15 protein-coding genes are annotated in these 18,378 nt (G+C 40.4%); 14 read left to right on the top strand and 1 reads right to left on the bottom strand.

The annotated features are described in order from the left end of the window. Positions 1-188: 188 nt before the first annotated feature. The 3 genes from metG (at position 189) to ACESPU_RS19770 (ending at position 4,446) form a co-directional block, all read left to right on the top strand. Positions 189-2,228 (top strand): methionine--tRNA ligase, encoded by a 2,040-nt coding sequence (gene metG, locus ACESPU_RS19780; protein WP_057326741.1) that lies wholly within the window; start codon positions 189-191, stop codon positions 2,226-2,228. Positions 2,229-2,299: 71 nt separating this feature from the next. Continuing rightward, the gene (locus ACESPU_RS19775; protein WP_057326740.1) at positions 2,300-3,430 is read left to right on the top strand and encodes a DegT/DnrJ/EryC1/StrS aminotransferase family protein; all 1,131 of its coding nucleotides are present in this window, start codon (positions 2,300-2,302) and stop codon (positions 3,428-3,430) included. Then, positions 3,427-4,446 carry a Gfo/Idh/MocA family protein gene (locus tag ACESPU_RS19770; protein WP_373133611.1) on the top strand — a complete coding sequence of 340 codons (1,020 nt, stop codon included), beginning with the start codon at positions 3,427-3,429 and terminating at the stop codon, positions 4,444-4,446. Before ACESPU_RS19775 ends, ACESPU_RS19770 begins: the two co-directional genes overlap by 4 nt. 193 nt (positions 4,447-4,639) lie before the next feature. Here ACESPU_RS19770 and ACESPU_RS19765 read toward each other — a convergent pair whose 3' ends face one another. Then, positions 4,640-5,083 carry an HU family DNA-binding protein gene (locus tag ACESPU_RS19765; protein WP_158532921.1) on the bottom strand — a complete coding sequence of 148 codons (444 nt, stop codon included), beginning with the start codon at positions 5,081-5,083 and terminating at the stop codon, positions 4,640-4,642. Positions 5,084-5,538: 455 nt separating this feature from the next. Here ACESPU_RS19765 and ACESPU_RS19760 point away from each other — a divergent pair, with 455 nt between their 5' ends. The 11 genes from ACESPU_RS19760 (at position 5,539) to ACESPU_RS19710 (ending at position 18,367) form a co-directional block, all read left to right on the top strand. Further along, complete coding sequence (locus tag ACESPU_RS19760; RefSeq protein ID WP_057326738.1) at positions 5,539-6,975, top strand: lipopolysaccharide biosynthesis protein; 1,437 nt, start codon at positions 5,539-5,541, stop codon at positions 6,973-6,975. Next, positions 6,963-7,940, top strand: a complete 978-nt coding sequence (locus ACESPU_RS19755; protein ID WP_005860769.1) for a glycosyltransferase — start codon at positions 6,963-6,965, stop codon at positions 7,938-7,940. Before ACESPU_RS19760 ends, ACESPU_RS19755 begins: the two co-directional genes overlap by 13 nt. 7 nt (positions 7,941-7,947) lie before the next feature. Next, positions 7,948-8,760 carry a hypothetical protein gene (locus ACESPU_RS19750; RefSeq protein WP_057326737.1) on the top strand — a complete coding sequence of 271 codons (813 nt, stop codon included), beginning with the start codon at positions 7,948-7,950 and terminating at the stop codon, positions 8,758-8,760. Between the two features lie 18 nt (positions 8,761-8,778). Next, on the top strand, positions 8,779-9,618 hold the full coding sequence (locus tag ACESPU_RS19745) for a hypothetical protein (protein WP_227713690.1): 840 nt from the start codon (positions 8,779-8,781) through the stop codon (positions 9,616-9,618). A gap of 26 nt (positions 9,619-9,644) precedes the next feature. After that, entirely contained in the window at positions 9,645-10,769 is a 1,125-nt protein-coding gene (locus tag ACESPU_RS19740; RefSeq protein ID WP_057326735.1) for a glycosyltransferase, read from the top strand. Between the two features lie 127 nt (positions 10,770-10,896). Continuing rightward, a complete protein-coding gene (locus tag ACESPU_RS19735) occupies positions 10,897-11,676 on the top strand; it encodes an FkbM family methyltransferase (protein WP_158595487.1) in 780 nt (259 codons plus the stop codon). Further along, positions 11,663-12,649 (top strand): glycosyltransferase, encoded by a 987-nt coding sequence (locus tag ACESPU_RS19730; RefSeq protein WP_057326733.1) that lies wholly within the window; start codon positions 11,663-11,665, stop codon positions 12,647-12,649. Before ACESPU_RS19735 ends, ACESPU_RS19730 begins: the two co-directional genes overlap by 14 nt. Positions 12,650-12,652: 3 nt before the next feature. Then, positions 12,653-13,522, top strand: coding sequence for a glycosyltransferase (locus tag ACESPU_RS19725; RefSeq protein WP_057326732.1), 870 nt, complete (start codon positions 12,653-12,655; stop codon positions 13,520-13,522). Between the two features lie 281 nt (positions 13,523-13,803). Next, on the top strand, positions 13,804-15,147 hold the full coding sequence (locus ACESPU_RS19720) for an ATP-binding protein (RefSeq protein WP_217775702.1): 1,344 nt from the start codon (positions 13,804-13,806) through the stop codon (positions 15,145-15,147). Further along, positions 15,144-16,406 (top strand): glycosyltransferase family 4 protein, encoded by a 1,263-nt coding sequence (locus ACESPU_RS19715; RefSeq protein ID WP_373133609.1) that lies wholly within the window; start codon positions 15,144-15,146, stop codon positions 16,404-16,406. The genes ACESPU_RS19720 and ACESPU_RS19715 overlap by 4 nt, the downstream gene beginning before the upstream one ends. 98 nt (positions 16,407-16,504) lie before the next feature. Continuing rightward, the gene (locus ACESPU_RS19710; RefSeq protein WP_373133608.1) at positions 16,505-18,367 is read left to right on the top strand and encodes an RNA-binding domain-containing protein; all 1,863 of its coding nucleotides are present in this window, start codon (positions 16,505-16,507) and stop codon (positions 18,365-18,367) included. The last annotated feature ends 11 nt before the right edge of the window (positions 18,368-18,378 follow it).

Below are 18,378 nucleotides of genomic sequence, written 5' to 3'. Positions count from 1 at the left end.
CCGCCTTATGTCCAATAGCGGTAAGCTCTTTTTTTATACCTTGTTTTTATGTCTTCTTCCCATATATTTATTATTAGAGGTAAAGTTCCTAGCCTCATTAAGAGGAAACTCACTCACAAAGGAAATTATTCTTTTTCGTCTAACCAAATTATTCCGTACCTTTGCCCCTCAAAAAGAGAACACAAGGTATGGAAAAACATTTTAAGAGAACGCTGATTACTACGGCGTTGCCGTATGCGAACGGACCGGTGCATATCGGACACTTGGCCGGGGTGTATGTGCCTGCTGATATTTATGCCCGTTACCTTCGTTTGAAGGGAGAGGAAGTGTTGATGATTGGTGGTTCGGACGAGCATGGGGTACCCATCACGTTGAGAGCGAAGAAGGAGGGGATCACGCCGCAGGATGTGGTGGATCGTTACCACGGTATTATCAAGAAATCGTTCGAGGAGTTCGGTATCACGTTTGATATCTATTCACGTACTACTTCCGCTACGCATCATCAGATGGCCTCGGATTTTTTCCGTACATTGTATGATAAAGGCGAATTCATCGAGAAAACAAGCGAGCAATACTACGATGAGGAGGCGAAGCAATTCTTGGCCGACCGTTATATCACGGGTACTTGTCCGCATTGTGGAAACGAGAAGGCGTATGGCGATCAGTGCGAGGCTTGCGGTACTTCCCTTAGCCCGACGGATTTGATCGATCCGAAATCCGCTATCAGTGGCAGCAAGCCGGTGATGCGTGAGACGAAGCATTGGTATCTGCCTTTGGATAAGTGGGAGCCGTTCTTGCGTAAATGGATCTTGGAGGATCATAAGGAATGGAAGCCGAACGTCTACGGGCAGTGTAAGAGTTGGCTGGATATGGGTCTGCAACCCCGTGCGGTGAGTCGCGATTTGGATTGGGGTATCCCTGTTCCCGTAGAAGGGGCGGAAGGAAAGGTGCTGTATGTATGGTTCGACGCTCCGATCGGTTATATCTCTAATACGAAGGAGTTGCTGCCGGATAGCTGGGAGACTTGGTGGAAGGATCTGGAGACTAAAATGGTCCATTTCATCGGTAAAGATAATATCGTGTTCCATTGTATCGTGTTCCCTTCCATGCTGAAAGCGGAAGGTTCTTATAACTTGCCGGAGAATGTCCCCGCTAACGAGTTCTTGAACTTGGAGGGCGACAAGATCTCTACTTCCCGCAACTGGGCGGTTTGGTTGAACGAGTATCTGGTGGATATGCCGGGCAAGCAAGACGTGTTGCGCTATGTCTTGACGGCCAACGCGCCGGAGACAAAGGATAATGATTTCACATGGAAAGATTTTCAGGCTCGTAATAATAATGAGTTGGTCGCTATCTTAGGGAACTTCGTGAACCGTGCGTTAGTCCTTACGGATAAGTATTTCGAGGGTAAGGTGCCGGTGGCTGGCGAGTTGACAGATTATGATCGCCAGACCTTGAAGGATTTCGCGGATGTGAAAGAGAACGTGGAACGCCTGTTGGATACCTACCACTTCCGTGACGCTCAGAAAGAGGCGATGAACCTAGCCCGTATCGGAAATAAGTATCTCGCTGATATGGAGCCTTGGAAGTTGGCGAAGACGGATATGCCTCGTGTCGCTACGATCATGAACATCGCTTTGCAGATTACGGCTAATCTGGCGATCGCTTTTGAGCCGTTCTTGCCGTTTAGCATGGAGAAACTGAATAAGATGCTGAATGTAGAGCCGTTGGGATGGAATCGCCTAGGTGCTACGGATCTATTGGAGGCCGGTCATCAATTGGGCAAGGCAGAGTTGTTGTTCGAGAAGATAGAGGATAGCGTGATCGAGGCCCAAGTGCAGAAATTATTGGATACGAAGAAAGCGAATGAGGAAGCGAATTATAAGGCGAAACCGATCCGTGAGAATATTGAGTTCGATGATTTCATGAAACTGGATATCCGTGTGGGTACGGTTCTGGAATGTGTGAAGGTTCCGAAAGCGGATAAGCTGCTTCAGTTCCGTATCGACGATGGCCTGGAGAAACGCACGATCGTGTCGGGTATCGCCCAGCATTATAAACCCGAGGAATTGGTAGGCAAGCAAGTTTGCTTCATCGCTAACTTAGCTCCCCGTAAGCTGAAAGGCATTGTTTCCGAGGGTATGATTCTCTCCGCCGAGAATTTCGATGGAAAGCTGGCCGTTATCACCCCGGAGAAAGAGGTGAAACCGGGTAGTGAGGTGAAATAATAAGGTAGACGCAATAATGAGGGGGCTATTCCGTTTTAACGATGGGATAGCCCTATTTTTGAGTGGATAAGATGCTTGAGAAACAGATACAGATGGTAGATCTGCGGAAGCAGTATGAACGTTTGCGTAGTGAGATCGATCCCGCCATGCAAACGGTGATAAATGCTTGCGCCTTTATCAATGGCCCTCAGGTGAAGGGATTTTGTAACCATTTATCAGATTATTTAGGTATTCCTTATGCGATCCCGTGCGGCAACGGTACGGATGCTTTGCAAATCTCCTTGATGGCATTCGACTTACATCCGGGCGATGAGGTGATCGTTCCTGCTTTTACGTATATCGCCGCGGCTGAGGTCGCTTTGGCTCTTGGCCTAGTGCCGGTATTAGTGGATGTAGATCCCGGTACATTCAATATAGACCCGGAAAAGATAGAAGATGCCTTGTCTGAAAAGACGAGAGCTATTATTGCGGTTCATCTTTTTGGCCAGTGTTGTGATATGGAATCGATCTTGAGTATCGCTGGCCGCCATAATTTATATGTGATCGAGGATAATGCCCAATCCATCGGTGCTAATTATACCTTCTCGAATGGAACGGTGAAGAAAGCCGGTACGATCGCCTCTATAGGAACGACCTCCTTCTTCCCTTCGAAACCGTTGGCTTGTTATGGTGATGGTGGGGCGATGTTTACTTCCGACGCACGATTGGCCGAACGACTGCGAATGATCGCCAATCATGGGCAAAAGGTAAAATATCATCATGCTTTGGTGGGCTGCAACTCCCGTTTGGATACCTTGCAGGCCGCTGTCTTAGATGTTAAGCTTCGGTATTTGGATGAATTTGCCGCCGCTCGTTGTAAAGTGGCTGCTAGATACGATGCTGCCTTTTCCGGATTGGATGCTGTACGCAAACCACTAAAATCAGCCTTTTCATCGCATGTTTATCATCAATATACGGTACAGCTAGCTGTAGAAAAGAGGGATCAAGTACAAGCTGCGTTAAAAGAACGAGGCATTCCTTCTATGATTTATTATCCATTGCCTTTGCAGGAGCAAGAGGTGATGAGGGGTCGATGCCGGATTTCCGGGGATTTGAATGTCGCTTCTCGCTTGAGCCGATCCGTATTATCCTTGCCGATTCATACGGAGATGACAGAAGAGGAGCAGGCCTATATTATAGAATCTATAAAGAGTGTTTTATGAATAAGAAGATACGTTTCGCCGTGATCGGCTGTGGTCATATAGGTAAGCGTCATGCCGAGATGATTACCCGGGATGAAGGGGCGGAGTTGGTCGCTTTGTGTGATATCCGTCCGAAAGAGGAGCTGGGGATCGAGGCTTATGCGGTCCCTTTCGCCCGGAATATAGATGAACTATTCCGTTTGGGATTGGATATAGATGTGGTGAATATTTGTACACCCAACGGTTTACATGCCGAGATGGCGATCCAAGCGATAGAAAGCGGACATCATGTGGTCATAGAAAAGCCTATGGCCTTGACCTTGGCGGATGCCGAGAAAGTGGTTTATACCTCGCTGAGGTTCCGTAAGCAGGTATTTTGCGTGATGCAAAACCGATATTCCCCGCCTTCGGTCTGGATCAAGGAGATGGTTGAGTCCGGAAAATTAGGCCAGATTTATATGGTGCAGCTGAATTGCTACTGGAACCGTGACGAACGCTACTATAAACCCGGAGGATGGCATGGCGACGCTGCCTTGGATGGTGGTACCTTATTCACCCAATTCTCCCATTTCATCGACATTATGTACTGGTTATTCGGGGATGTCTGTAATATCCAGACCCGTTTCGCCGACTTCAACCACGAGAAACTGACCGCCTTTGAGGATTCCGGTTTCGTGAATTTTAATTTCGTGAACGGTGGAATGGGTAGTTTGAGCTACTCTACGGCGGTATGGGACAAGAATCTGGAAAGCAGCATGCTGATCGTGGCTGAGAATGGCAGCGTGAAAATCGGCGGTCAATATATGAATGAGGTAGAATATTGCCATATCAAGGGGTATGAAATGCCGGAATTGGCCCCTACCAACCCCGGCAATGATTATGGCCCTTACAAAGGCTCCGCCCAAAACCACAACTTCGTGATCCGTAACGTGGTCAATGTCCTTTCCGGCGCCCCCGGCGAGATCATAACGACCAACGTCTTGGAAGGTATGAAGGTGGTGGATATTATACGGAGGATTTATGCGGGGAAGGCGTGAGAATCCATTCCCAGATAGGGACTACCTCGATCGTTCTCTCTTGGACTTGGATGGTTCGTTTCTCATCTCGGGTGATAATCATCATACGTTTAAGATGTAGAAACGCATCCGCTTGCTTTTGTTTTATATTGGAAACAATACGGTGGATTTACGTATTGAAAGCATAAATCCACCGCGAATAGAGATTGAGATTTTAGATCTCGTCAGGGCTTTCGCTGTCTTGGCTACCCCCGCTTTGCGGTTCGGAGAGTTCCTTTTTCTCGAAATTAGTGAGTTTCTTAGCTATTCTCAAGGCCTTTCCGGGACTAAAGACAACTTTAGGTTCTTTGATCAAGCTGGTGGTAAATTCCTCGGTGGTAGGGGTTCCCGTAGAGCCTACCCCAAAACGGAAATTGCCCAATTCGCCTACATTCACCCTGCGCCCTTGCGCGAGATTTCGTTTCAACACGATATTGATACGGTCGAGTACCGCCTTGACTTGTGCGGAACCTACTCCACTTCCATCTGCCACTTCCTCGAGGAAAGTCTCGAACTCTACAAGATATCCATAGATCACTTGCGCATACTGTTTCTTGGGTGTTTCTGTCTTGTCGTTACCCAAGTTCTTTCTCTCGATCAATCTGTACTTTACTGCCATAATTTCTAAATTTTAAAAGATGATTAAATGAATTACCTTGTTTTCGAAAACATGACAAAGGTATCGCAAGCCGTATGAGGCAAATCGGTCTGTGTCGGTTTATGTCTGTCAATGTCCGTGTATGTGCCTATTAGTCTACGAGTACCTGTTTCGCTTCCTTTAGTTCGCAAGACTAGTAAAATGTAAAAATGTACAATAAGCTATATTAGAATGGGTCTGTTTTGTATATTTCTGATTATTAGTTTATTATATCTAGTAGGTGCGAGACTTTTTAATTAGTATCAATAGAAATCCGGATTTCTATTGATACTAATTGGTGTTTTCTATTGATACTAATTCATATTTCCATACGTACTATTTGTTATTTTATACATAAAGTATGAAAAGCTTCCGGGTTTTGCCCGTTACCCAAGAGTAAATGTTTATCTTTGTGGCACTTTTACCGTAAATATCAAATGGCAGAACAATCACTAAAAGATAAGACAGCGAAAGGGCTCTTCTGGGGAGGGGTGAGCAATGGGGTGCAGCAGATACTCGCATTGCTGTTTGGTATCTTTTTGTCTCGCATATTATCGCCGGGAGATTATGGGATGGTCGGGATGCTAACTATTTTTACGGGTTTTGCGAATGCTCTTCAAGAAAGCGGCTTCTCGGCGGCCTTGACAAATAAGTTGGATATTAAGCATGAGGATTATAACTCGGTATTTTGGTTTAATATAGTAGTAGGGATTGGCCTTTATGTGATTTTGTTTTTCTCGGCGCCTTTGATTGCCGTTTTTTTTGACCAGCCGGATTTGTTGTGGGTATCCCGTATCGTATTTTTAAGTTTTTTGTTTGGTTGTTTTGGAACAGCTCAAGCCGCTTATTTGTTTAAAAACTTGATGGTCAAGGAAAGGGCAAAGATTGATATCTATGCGTTGTTATTATCCAACACGGCTGCACTGATCATGGCGTTGAATGGTATGGCTTATTGGGGGATTGCTATTCAAGGAGTACTTTATATCGGTTTAGGCACTTTTCTTAGGTGGTATTATTCACCTTGGAGGCCAACTTTCTCTTTTAACCTTCAGCCTTTGAGGGAGATGTTCCCGTTTAGTGCAAGGTTGTTATTGACAAATCTGTTTAGCCAGATGTCTACGAATATATTCTCTATTCTATTGGGTAAGTTCTATACGGTTCAGCAAGTCGGTTATTATTCCCAAGGCTATAAATGGATGAATATGGGGGGGAGTTTTATCACGGGAATGATATCAGGAGTAGCCCAGCCGGTATTTGCTCAAGTCTCTTACGAGAAGGAGAGGCAAGTACAGGTTTTAAGAAAGATGATCCGTTTTACGGCTTTTATATCTTTTCCATTGATGTTTGGCATGGCGTTGGTCGCAAATGAATTGATCCTGATCACGGTTACGGAAAAGTGGGCGCCTTGTGTTCCTATTTTGCAATTACTGTGCGTTTGGGGAGCTTTTTCCCCGATATGCGAGCTTTATAAAAATATCGTGATCAGTCATGGGAAATCTAATATTTATTTGTATGCTAACGTAATATTTGGCGTACTCCAGATATTGTTGCTGATAATGATGTTGCCTTATGGAATTTTATGGATGGTTGCGGCTTATGTGCTCGCTTACCTTTGCTGGCTGCTTGTGTGGCATTGTTTTGCGAGCCATTTGATAGGTGTTAGATTATATCATGTAATAAGAGACATATTGCCTTATTTTCTTATCACTCTCTCAGTTTTGAGCTGCGCTTGGTGGGTCTCTTTCTTCTCGGGGAATATTTATATACGGTTTGCTTTGAAGATTATTGTGTCTGCGATTTTATACATTGGAATTATGTGGGGTGTGAAGTCTGTAATTTTTAAAGAATGCATAGGGTTCTTATGGAAAAGATGAGTTTGAAACGAGTTTCTGTCGTATTATGTACCTATAATGGTGAGAAATATATCCGTGAACAGCTGGAATCTATCGTATCTCAGACTTATCCTATCCATGAATTATTGATACAGGATGATTGTAGCACAGATGCGACACCTTTAATAATCGAGGAATATAAGGAAAAATATCCTTTTATTAGATTTTATCGAAACAAGAATAATCTGGGCTTCAATCGAAATTTTTGGAAGGCTTTCGAAAAAGTAACAGGTGATTATATTGCGATTTCGGATCAAGATGATATTTGGGTAGATACCAAGATAGAGGTCTTGGTTGGTTGTATAGGAAATTATCTGATGGTTTATGCGGATTCTGTGAGTTTCTTCGATAAGATTCCCTCTTATGTTGCGGCGAGGAAAGAAGAGTTTGTTCTTACGGGATTACGATTCATTTCTTTGCAGTATGGTGTATTGGGGCATGATTGCCTCATGCGGAAAGAGCTGATCCAAATAACACCTAAAGAGGTGCGGGAGAAATTTGTATATGATTTTGCGTTGGCTTTAGTAGCGAGATCTAAACGCAGTCTTTTACATAAGGTCGAGAATTTAACATATTTTAGACGCCATCCTCATGCTAGCTCTAATTTGTTGCAAAATGTGAAAGGAGGGTTTAGAGGCTATCTGGATGGGTTTTTATCGTTGGGTAAAAGAAACCGTTTGGAGATATCTGATCGATACCGGCTAATGCTTCCTTATTTAAGTATGGAGGAGCCTTTAGTTTATCAATATGCGTTGTATCTTTCGTCGGGTAGGATTCTAGGCATTTTTAGAGCGGGGTGGATCACTTATGTCTGCCGGTCTGAGTTAAGAGGGAATACAAAAAGTATTATGAATAAAGTGCGAGCTTATTTTCTTCCATTATTTTTGTATGGCAAATGGAAATATATCAGGAGCTTGTGGGGTGAAAAAACTATATTAGATAAGTAAGATTAGTATGGATCGGATATTTTTATGCTCATTTGGTAATTCCAGTTATTTGTCTTCTTTATCTCGTTTGAGAGCTCAGGCTGAGGAGACTGGTTGGTTTTATCGTGTCGAATGTAATACGGAAAAAAATCTATCTGCCTTTTTCCGGCAAGAGGCTGCGGATCTATTAAAACAGGAAGTGCGAGGGTTTGGATATTGGATTTGGAAACCCCAGATTTTACTTCAATGCTTACAACAAATGGAATATGGTGATATTTTGCTTTACACAGATGCTGGTTGTCATATAAATGAGGTGGGGAAGAATATGTTTCTAGCATATATAAAAGAGGTAAAAAAACATCCTTCGGGATTTTTGGTATTTGGCGCTCGCAAAGGTTCATTAGAGAGACAATATACAAAAGGTGATATTTTCTCATACTTTGGTATACAAGAAGATGATGATATTTATAATAGCGGACAAATACATGCTACCACTTTTTTTCTAAGAAAAGATGATCATACTCAAAAGGTTGTAGAATGTTGGAAAAAAGTGATGATGGAAAATAGAAATTTGATAGATGACTCCCCTTCATCCACTCCTAATGCTTTGGATTTTAAGGAGAATAGGCATGATCAAAGTGTTTTTTCAATTTTGATGAAATTGAATAAGGCACAGATATATCCAATAACTCATATATGGTCATACACTTGGTTCTTTATGGGATATTATCCGATTTGGGCTAAAAGAGATCGAGGGGAAACTTTGAGAAAATATTATCCATTGAAACAATATTGGAAGGATTTTCTTTTTTTTGTTCGAAATAGAGTGGAACGTTTATAATAAGAGTTTATGAATAGTATGAGTAAGATGAAAGTTTTAGTCTTAGTTCCGATCGGGGGGTTGGCGAATCGATTTTATGCAATATCATCAGCTATATCATTTTGTCAAATGTATGGGATCCGGCTTCATGTCATTTGGTTTAAAGATTGGGGGATGGGGGCTGACTTTCATTCTTTATTAGACTTAGCTCCGATTTTATCAAATATAAAAGTTGTGGATGCGCATTGGCAAGATTATATTTATGATCGGCCTAGGAAGAGAAATTTTTGGCTCCCTTATTTATATCAAAAAGTTGCTTTCCCGGAAAGATTTTATGAAAAAGATATTTATAACCGGTTTTCGGTGGAGAGCTTGTTAAATTCGTTTCAAAAGCATGATTCTGTTTATTTGGTCCAATTTCGTTCTTTCTATAAAAATGAAATAACGTTTAAATGCTTATCTCCGATAAAACCTATTCAACAGCAGATAGATGAACGAACGAAGTTTTTTGAGGACAAACATGTGATAGGTATGCATATTAGGAGAGGAGATCATACGACTCCTACATTAGGAAGTCCTTTGTCTTTATTTATTTCAAAAATTGAGGAGGAGGTTACTCTTGATCCGAATACTTATTTTTATGTAGCTTCAGACTCGTTCTCGGAAAAGAAAAAACTAAAAGATCTGTTTGGCGAAAGGATTATTACTAGATTTGATGAAGTTAGGCGAGATAACGAAAGTGGTATTGTCGACGCTTTAGTTGAATTGTACACTCTGGCTCATACCTCAAAGATCTATGGTTCTTTAGCAAGTTCTTATTCTTCTTTGGCATCGGAGTTATTGATGAGAGATCTTGAGATTTTGTCGATTGAAGCGTAAAGTATTATTGTTTAAATCTTATTATAATGAAGAAGCGAGCTGTAATATTTCATCCGGCTATTGCGCCATATCGGATCGATTTTTTTAACTCTTTGAGTGAGACTTTTGATGCTAGTTTTTATTTTGAATTTGAGGATCCGTTGGAGCAGTCTTTTGATAAGGAGAAGATGAGGCGGCGCTTGGCTTTTATGCCGATGTTTTTGCGACCTGGTTTTTGTGGTGTGAAAAACTTAAGATTGGATGTGTGGAAAGTGCTGAGTATTAGTAGCTTTGATGTTGTATTGATTTCGGAATATAATCTATTAGGATTATTGGTGCTGTTGCATAAATGGCTGTTTCGAAAACGGGTGAAGATCTATACAATTTGTGATGATAATGTAGATATGGCAAAGTCGGTTGGGATAATTAAGAAATTTACTAGATTTATACTGCTCAATTTTATTGATGGGACTATTTTGGCAGACAAAAAAGCCTTTGATTGGTATCGGGAGCATTTATTTTATAAGGCTAGATATTTTTATTTCCCTATTATCCAGTCGGAAGAAAATTTCAGAAAGAACTTAGAGAGGGCTTTGCCTCGTTCTCGCCAGATTTTAAAAGAAAGTTTTCTGCAAGATAAAAAAGCAATTCTATTTGTAGGTCGTTTAGTTAAGGTGAAAAATATTTCTTTATTGTTAGACTGCTATGCGCAAATCTGCTTAAAAATGAAGAATGTGGTCCTAATAGTTGTAGGGGAGGGGGACTTAGAAGATGAATTAAGGAGGCAAGCTGATGAGCTACATATTAGCGACTCTGTTTTTTTTGTTGGGAAAAAAGAAGGAGAAGAATTAATGGCTTTTTATAATTTAGGAGCTATCTTTGTGTTACCAAGTACCTATGAGCCATTTGGCGCAGTTGTGAACGAGGCTTTGCTTGCGGGATGTTATACGTTATGTTCTTCATGTGCCGGAGCATCTTGTCTCATACAAGAAGATGAAAATGGAAATTGTTTTAGTGTTAACAATCCTGAGGATTTGATTACAAGGTTACAGTATGCTCTTTCTATAGTAGAACCGTTGACTGAAGAACTGACGTTAAAAGAGAATAGAATGGCATTAAGTTATGAGGAGCAATATAGTCGATTTGTATATGAATTTTTAGAAGATAAATAATATGTTAGCAGAATATGTTTCGGTTATGTTAAATCGATTTAAGTATCTAAAACATGCCTTGATGAGGTCTCCAAGATATACTTTGACAAAGAAAGTTCGGGAGTTCCTTTTGGAGAATGAGAATATTATGGAAAAAAGTGAACAACAAGGAATAAGCTCTTATCTAAAATCTCATTTGATAGATATTTTCAATTATGACTTTGTGCCAAAATATAGTCTTAGATATGTAAGAGTGCTGAGGGATAGAGAAAATGGGCTTAGCTATGTATATACTCTTGAGAGGCGTCGTCTATATTTTAAAAGGGGCATGAGCGATAAAGAAATTACTAAAGTCTATAATTTCCTTTGTATGGAGCAGGCCGATGGCTCACCGCATAATTATAGCTTTTCAGAATTAGATCTTAACGAATCATCTGTTGTCGTGGATATAGGGGCGGCAGAAGGTATTTTTTCGTTGAAGATAATTGATCTTGTGCATGAGGTCTATCTGTTTGAGTGTGATGCTGATTGGCGAGAGGCATTAGAGGCCACTTTTTATCCATGGAGAAATAAAGTACATATCATCAATAAATATGTGTCTAGTATAAATGACGCTAAAAATATATCTCTTGATGTCTTTTTTCACGATCGAGTGAAACCTTCCTTGGTAAAGATGGATGTTGAGGGTATGGAAATGGATGTGCTAAATGGTGCGCGACAATTGCTTCAGCAAAAGTCTATTCTTGAATTGTTAATTTGTACGTATCATAATAAAGATGATCAAAAAGAGTTGAGTGACAGAATGAAAGGATATGCCTATACTATATCTTATTCATGTGGATATATGACTATGTATTGGGATTGGCTAAAAGAAAACCCTAAACAAAAGTATGATTTTAGACGTGGTGTAATGTATGCAAGAGTGTGAAGCAGTATCTATCGTGATGTGTACTTATAATGGAGAGAAGTTCTTGATTGAGCAAATAGATTCCATTATAAATCAAACATATCCTATATATGAACTTATTATACAGGATGATCATTCTATTGACAACACATGGGACATCTTGAAAAGTTATCAGCAACGGTATCATTTTGTGAAAATATTCCAGAATAAGCGATCTATTGGCGTGAATGAGAATTTTTTCTCGGCGATAAAACGTGCGACAGGAGATTATATAGCGTTATCCGATCAAGATGATATTTGGGAGCCATATAAGATTGAACGGCAAATCGGAATGATTGGAAATAAGATGTTATCCTCGGGTTTCTCCAAACCCTTTGCTAATGGTGAAGGAATCAAAATTCATTTTGACCAACGTATCCCTAACTTTAATTTGGAAAGGGTTGTTTATGTGAGTTCTTTAGCTGGACATACGATGCTATTTAAGAAAGAATTTATAGCGATGATACCGGATATAAATATCTGGTCTCCTCATTTTATGTATGACCATCTTTTTCAGATCATAGCGGCTGCTTATGATAGCATATCGTTCTGTGATTGTGTTTTAGTTCATCAGCGACGGCATATCTCGGCGGCCACTTATGGAGAGCCTTCCAATTATAGTAAGACATTACTGAATATATTAAGGATGGTCAAGCAAACATATTTTCAATATCGTAGTCTACGCCCCTTCATTCGGTCTTATTTTTCTCAAGTTTATGAATTATTATCGTCTCTTCCTAAAGAAGCGATAGCGAAAGATGATGCCTGCTTGATGGCTTTATATCAGTCTGGCCGGTCTTTTATGTCATTTTTGAGATTAGAATGTATTTGTGTGAGGTTGAGAAATAAAATTGTTTATTCCAAAGAACATAACATGGTGTTCTCATTCTTGCGTGCTCTTTACTTTCCGGTCTCTTGTAGTGAGTATTTTCGTTATATGTTAAATAATGATTGATGTATGGAATTAGGTTTATTTATCGATAGAGTTTATTGGTCGTTGGTGAAGAAAACGAATATTAAAAACAATAAAAAAACATATGATGGTTGGCTGAGTAAGGGTTATAATAATACTCCAAATGTGACTTTTATCATACAGTCTCATAATAAAAGTCGCCAAGTAATACATATTGTGAAGAAGCTGAGAGAGTGGCCCTCCTCTGAGATCATTGTTATAGACGACGGTTCCGACTTTAAACATATGAACGCTTTATCTTTGTTTATGCAGCGGGCTAATGAATTTGTGATCAGAGCAAATGATTTGTACGAAAATGTTATGTATGATAAAGCCATTCGTTTCGCAAATGGGAAATATATTGCGCTTTTGCAAGATGATGATGACTTTGACGATCTTCATTGGGTAGAAGAAGCGTTATCCTATTTCTCGAAATATCCACGACTTGCTATTTTGGGAGGGAATAATGGTTCTGATTTTGTGATAGATGAGGAGAATAAATTCGGTTTAGGTGCTGTTGTGGAGCGAAAGGATAAAGAATCTTTTTTATTTGTTTCTCATGTGGACAGGGCGCCGATGTGGTTGGATAAGAACTTGTTCATGGAAAAATTGATGCACATTGACTTTTCGTTTGCTCCATTCCAATTTGATGATTGCGAACTTTGTTTGAGGGCTTGGTTGAAAGGCCTTCAAGTTGGATGGTATGATGCTCGTTTTAAATCATTATCCGCAGGAGGAATGCGTATATGGAATAGTTCTTTTACAGGAGAGCAATGCCGAAGAAACGCAGCTAAACTATACCTTATGTATAAAGATAAGAAGGAGTTATTGGATCAGTTGTTACTTGAGGCGAGAAAGACGAATCTAGTTCCTTGATAGAACGGCTTCTGCTTTTTTATGTGAATGGTAATATGTAAAGAACTTGATTCTCTGGATATAAATATTAACTTTGCCTAAAAATCATATGAATACCGAGTCTCAAAACATAGAGCTTGGGGAGAGTTGGAGTGACGAGTATTCTTATGCGACTAAAAAGAGCTTTATGAAAACCAGCCAAACGCTGCGTTAGGTGGAATAAGGCATAATCTAGCTCGCTTGCAAGAACTGGAAATCTTAAAATGGATCGGTGGGCGTAAATTAGAACATTGGGAGATAGAATGAAAGAAAACCAACATACCGAATTTAAGGAGTCATGGCATGACGAATATACCCGTTATATATCAGCTTTCTGTAATACGGAGGGTGGTGTATTATATATCGGTATCGATGATAAAGGAGAAGTTGTAGGGATAGAGCAGCCAAAGAAGTTGATTGAGAAACTGCCGAACTTTATCGCTCAGAAAACGGGTATTATGCCTCTTATCCATTTGAGGGAGAAGGCCGGTAAAGAATATTTGGAAATAGAAGTCCAACCTTCTGCCATGCCGATTTCCGTGCATGGACGGTATTATACCCGGAGTGGAAGCGTTACTTCCGAGCTACAAGGGAATCAGCTAAATATGTTTTTGGCTGCGAAAATGGGTTTGACATGGGAAAGTGTGATCGAGGAGGATTTTTCATTGGAGGACATAGATGCCGATACGGTAGAACGTTTTAAGCTATTGGCTAAAGACCGGGTTCCTTCCATCGAGCAGGAAACGGATCTGCTGGCTTTGATGGAGCGGTTGAATTTGGTTGTAGGAGGCCGTTTCAAGAGAGCCGCTGTAGTCTTGTTTGGAAAGAATGTGCAGAGATATGTGTTACAAGCTCGTATTAAAATAGGAAAGTTCCTTACCGATACGGAGGTACTGACAACCGATATTATCGAGGGGAATCTGATTCAGCAGGTGGATCGGGCTTTGGATATATTGCGAACGAAATATTTATTAAGTTATATATCGTATGAGGGGATTCATAGGCGTGAGAAACTGGTTTATCCCTACGAGGCTCTGCGGGAAGCCTTATTGAATTCGATTATCCATCGAGAATATTTTGTTTCTTCCGAAATTCAGGTACGTGTTTACGAGGACAAGCTGGTGATAGGGAATGAAGCTCGTTTGCACGATATTACGGTTGAGGACTTGTCTCGTCCTCACCCCTCTAGACCTCATAATAAGTTGATAGCGGATGTTTTTTACAAAGCTGGCTTTATTGAGAGTTGGGGACGGGGAACACAACGTATTATTGACAACTGCTTGGCAGAAGGATTATCCGCTCCTGTATATGAGCATAAGATGGGTTTTTTATACTTGACTTTTTCTCATGAGCGGATAAATGAGCGGATAAATGAGCGGATAAATGAGCGGATAAATGAGCGGATAAATGAATTGTCGGATATGGAACGGGAGGTATATCAGATCTTGCGAGAGGAGCCTACTATCCGTCAAATAGATTTAGCAAATCGTTTGGATTTGACAGAGCAGTATATCCGGAAGCTTATAAAAAAGTTGAAAGAGCATGGTTGGATTGAACGCATTGGAGCTAGGAAAAATGGTTATTGGAAAATAATAGAGAAGTCATGAAGATATTGATATTAAATACCTCTGAATTAACCGGTGGAGCGGCAGTCGCTGCGAACCGACTAGCGAAAGCATTGGGTAAATCTGGTGTAGAGGTTTCTATGTTAGTACGGGATCGGAAAACAGACCATGTAAAAGTTTTCTCGGTAAATAATTCATGGATTTCATATAAGCTTAACTTCTTTCGTTTTATATGGGAACGATTGATAGTTTTTATCTGTAACTTCTTTAGCAAGAAGAACCTTTTTCAAGTTTCCATAGCCAATACAGGCACGGATTTATCGAAGCACCTATTAGTGCAACAGGCGGATGTGATTCATCTGCATTGGGTGAATCAAGGATTTTTGTCTCTTTCTGATATCAAGAAATTAGTAAATACCGGAAAACCCATTGTGTGGACTATGCATGATTTGTGGCCTGCTACGGCTATTTGTCATTATCCGGGAGGATGTGAGAAGTATATATCGAATTGTTATCAGTGCCCGATGCTGAAACGAAATCCGTTTTTTGATTTAGCGGCTTCTGTTTTTAAGGAGAAAGGGAAAATTGGGTTATCTAAGATTACATTTGTCGGTTGTAGCCGATGGATAATGGAAGAGGCCAAAAAATGCAATTGGTTGAGAACTGCCTGTTTTACCTCGATTCCTAACCCGATTGACGTGACAGCCTTTAAGCGTATGGAAAAGCGGGTGGCCCGTAAACGATTCGGCCTGCCGGAAGATAAGTTCCTTCTTCTTTTTGCCGCCGCTAAGCTTTCAGATACCCGGAAGGGAGCGATTTTTTTGATCGAGGCTTGCGAAAAACTAAAAGAGAAATACCAAGATCGCATAGAAATCGTGTTGATGGGAAATAGCTCGGAAGAATTGATTAGCCAGTTTCCTTTTAAGGTAAATACGCTGGGATATATATCGGATCAAGACTCTATGATTTCCGCTTATGCCTGTGCCGATATGTTCGTTATTCCTTCGTTGGAGGATAACTTACCCAATACGATTATGGAGTCGATGGCATGCGGTACGCCTTGTGTGGGATTTGAGACAGGAGGGATTCCGGAGATGATAGATCATTTGAAGAATGGGTATGTAGCTAAATATAAGGATACAAATGATTTGGCTGTAGGGATTAAGTGGATAATTGACAACCAAGAGACTTTCCGATTTAGTGAGGCTTGCGTCCGCAAGGTGCATGATTGTTATAGGGAATCGGTTATTGCCGAAAAATATATAGCTTTGTATCAGAGCCTGTGTAATAAGAGAAAATAGCGTGAAAGAAGATCAGCATATCGAAGTAAGAATGAATGCTTGTTGGTAAGTGATTGAAAGCAAATGAAAATTGCTACATTTGTGGAAAAATGGAATAAATGGACGATCAGCATAAGCCTGAATGGATTAAGGTGGACGAGTGGGATTTTGTAGAATATGTGGATAGCTTGTTACGTAGTCAAGAGGCTGTCGATTTAGAGTTTAAGACCGCTCGTGCCGGATTCCCAAATAGTGTGTGGGAAACGTATTCTTCATTTGCGAATACAGATGGAGGAACTATCGTTCTGGGAATAAAGGAGAAAAATGGGGCACTATTTGTGGAGGGACTTCTTCCAGAGCAAATTGTGTCTTATCGGCAAATCATTTGTAACCAATTGAATAATCCGGATTGCGTTAATGTTAATTTACTTACTGACAAGAATATTCAAGTGGTAGACTATAGAGGAAAATCTCTTTTGCTGATTTATGTTCCGAGAGCATCTCGTTCACAACGTCCTGTATATTTAACAAGAAATCCCTTGAATGGACATACTTATAAACGAAATAATGAGGGAGATTATAAATGTACGGATACGGAAGTTCGCAGAATGATTGCCGATGCGGATGAGGAACATCCGAGAGATTCTCGTATTTTATGTAATTATTCAATGGAAGATATTGATTTGGACTCACTTAAACAATATCGACTGCTACTTTCTAGTCGTCAGCCAGATCACCCTTGGTTGACACTTGATGATATGGCTTTTTTGAGAAAATTGGGAGGATATCGACAAGATAGGCAAACAGGTCAAGAAGGGTTTACTTTAGCGGGTATATTAATGTTTGGAAGGACAGAAAGTATAACGGATAATGAATGTGCTCCATCTTATTTTCCGGATTATCAGGAAAAAATGTCGGTAGATGAGAATGTTAGATGGACAGATCGCATTTGTATGGATGGAACTTGGGAAGCGAATCTTTTTCAATTTTATCGGCGTGTGTATCCTAAATTATCATCTGTACTGCCTAAGCCATTCCGTTTGGAGAATGGTGTGAGATTGGAAGATACTACCACACATGTCGCTTTACGTGAGGCATTTGTAAATACATTGGTGCATTGTGATTATATGGAGGAAGGAAATATAACGATAGAACAATGGAAAGATCGTTATGTATTTAAAAATCCCGGAACACTGCTAGTGAGTAAGGCCCAGTATTATGCCGGAGGTGAAAGTATATGCCGTAATAAGAGCTTGCAAAAGATGTTTATGCTGATTGGCTTCTCTGAGAAAGCAGGAAGTGGGGTGAATAAGATTTTTATGGGTTGGAAAAATGCGAATTGGAGACCTCCATTTGTGGAGGAGCAAAGTCACCCGGATCGGGTGGTGTTGAATTTACCGATGGAAAGTTTGTATCCAGAGGAAGTCTTAGAAGAACTTAAGCGTCTGTTTGGACGGGAAATTGAAAGAATTCCATATGATCAATTCACGGTTTTGGCTCTTTGTTACTCTGAAAAACAAGTATCTAATGAAAGACTTCAATATATTTTGAACCAACATAGCTCAAATATTACAAAGCTACTAAAAAGTATGTGCAATGCTGGTTTTTTGGAGTCTATAGGAAATGGCCGGGGAACTAGGTACCGTTTGCTGTTTTTGGAGAAGGATGAAAGCAAGCCTCAAAAGGATGAAAGCAAACTGAAGAAGGATGAAAGCAAGCCTCAAAAAGATGAAAGCAAACTGGAGAAGGATGAAAGTAAGAAATATATGCGTTATGAGGATTTGTCGAGGTTAATACTATCTGTTTGTGAGGATTATGTAGCTCTGGAAATAATAGCGGAAGCTGTTCATAGAGAGGCTTCTTATTTAATTAATCGGGTTATACCAAGAATGTTAGAGGATGGGCTACTAGAGAGATTATATCCGTCTTCTCCTAAGCATCCTTTACAAAAATATCGTGTGAGACAAGTCGGAAATTTATAAGAGATAATGGA

Source organism: Parabacteroides sp. 20_3 (assembly GCF_964238835.1).
Taxonomy (GTDB): domain Bacteria; phylum Bacteroidota; class Bacteroidia; order Bacteroidales; family Tannerellaceae; genus Parabacteroides; species Parabacteroides distasonis.
The sequence above is the reverse complement of the archived record's forward strand: the minus strand, read 5'-3'. Positions and strand labels throughout refer to the sequence as shown.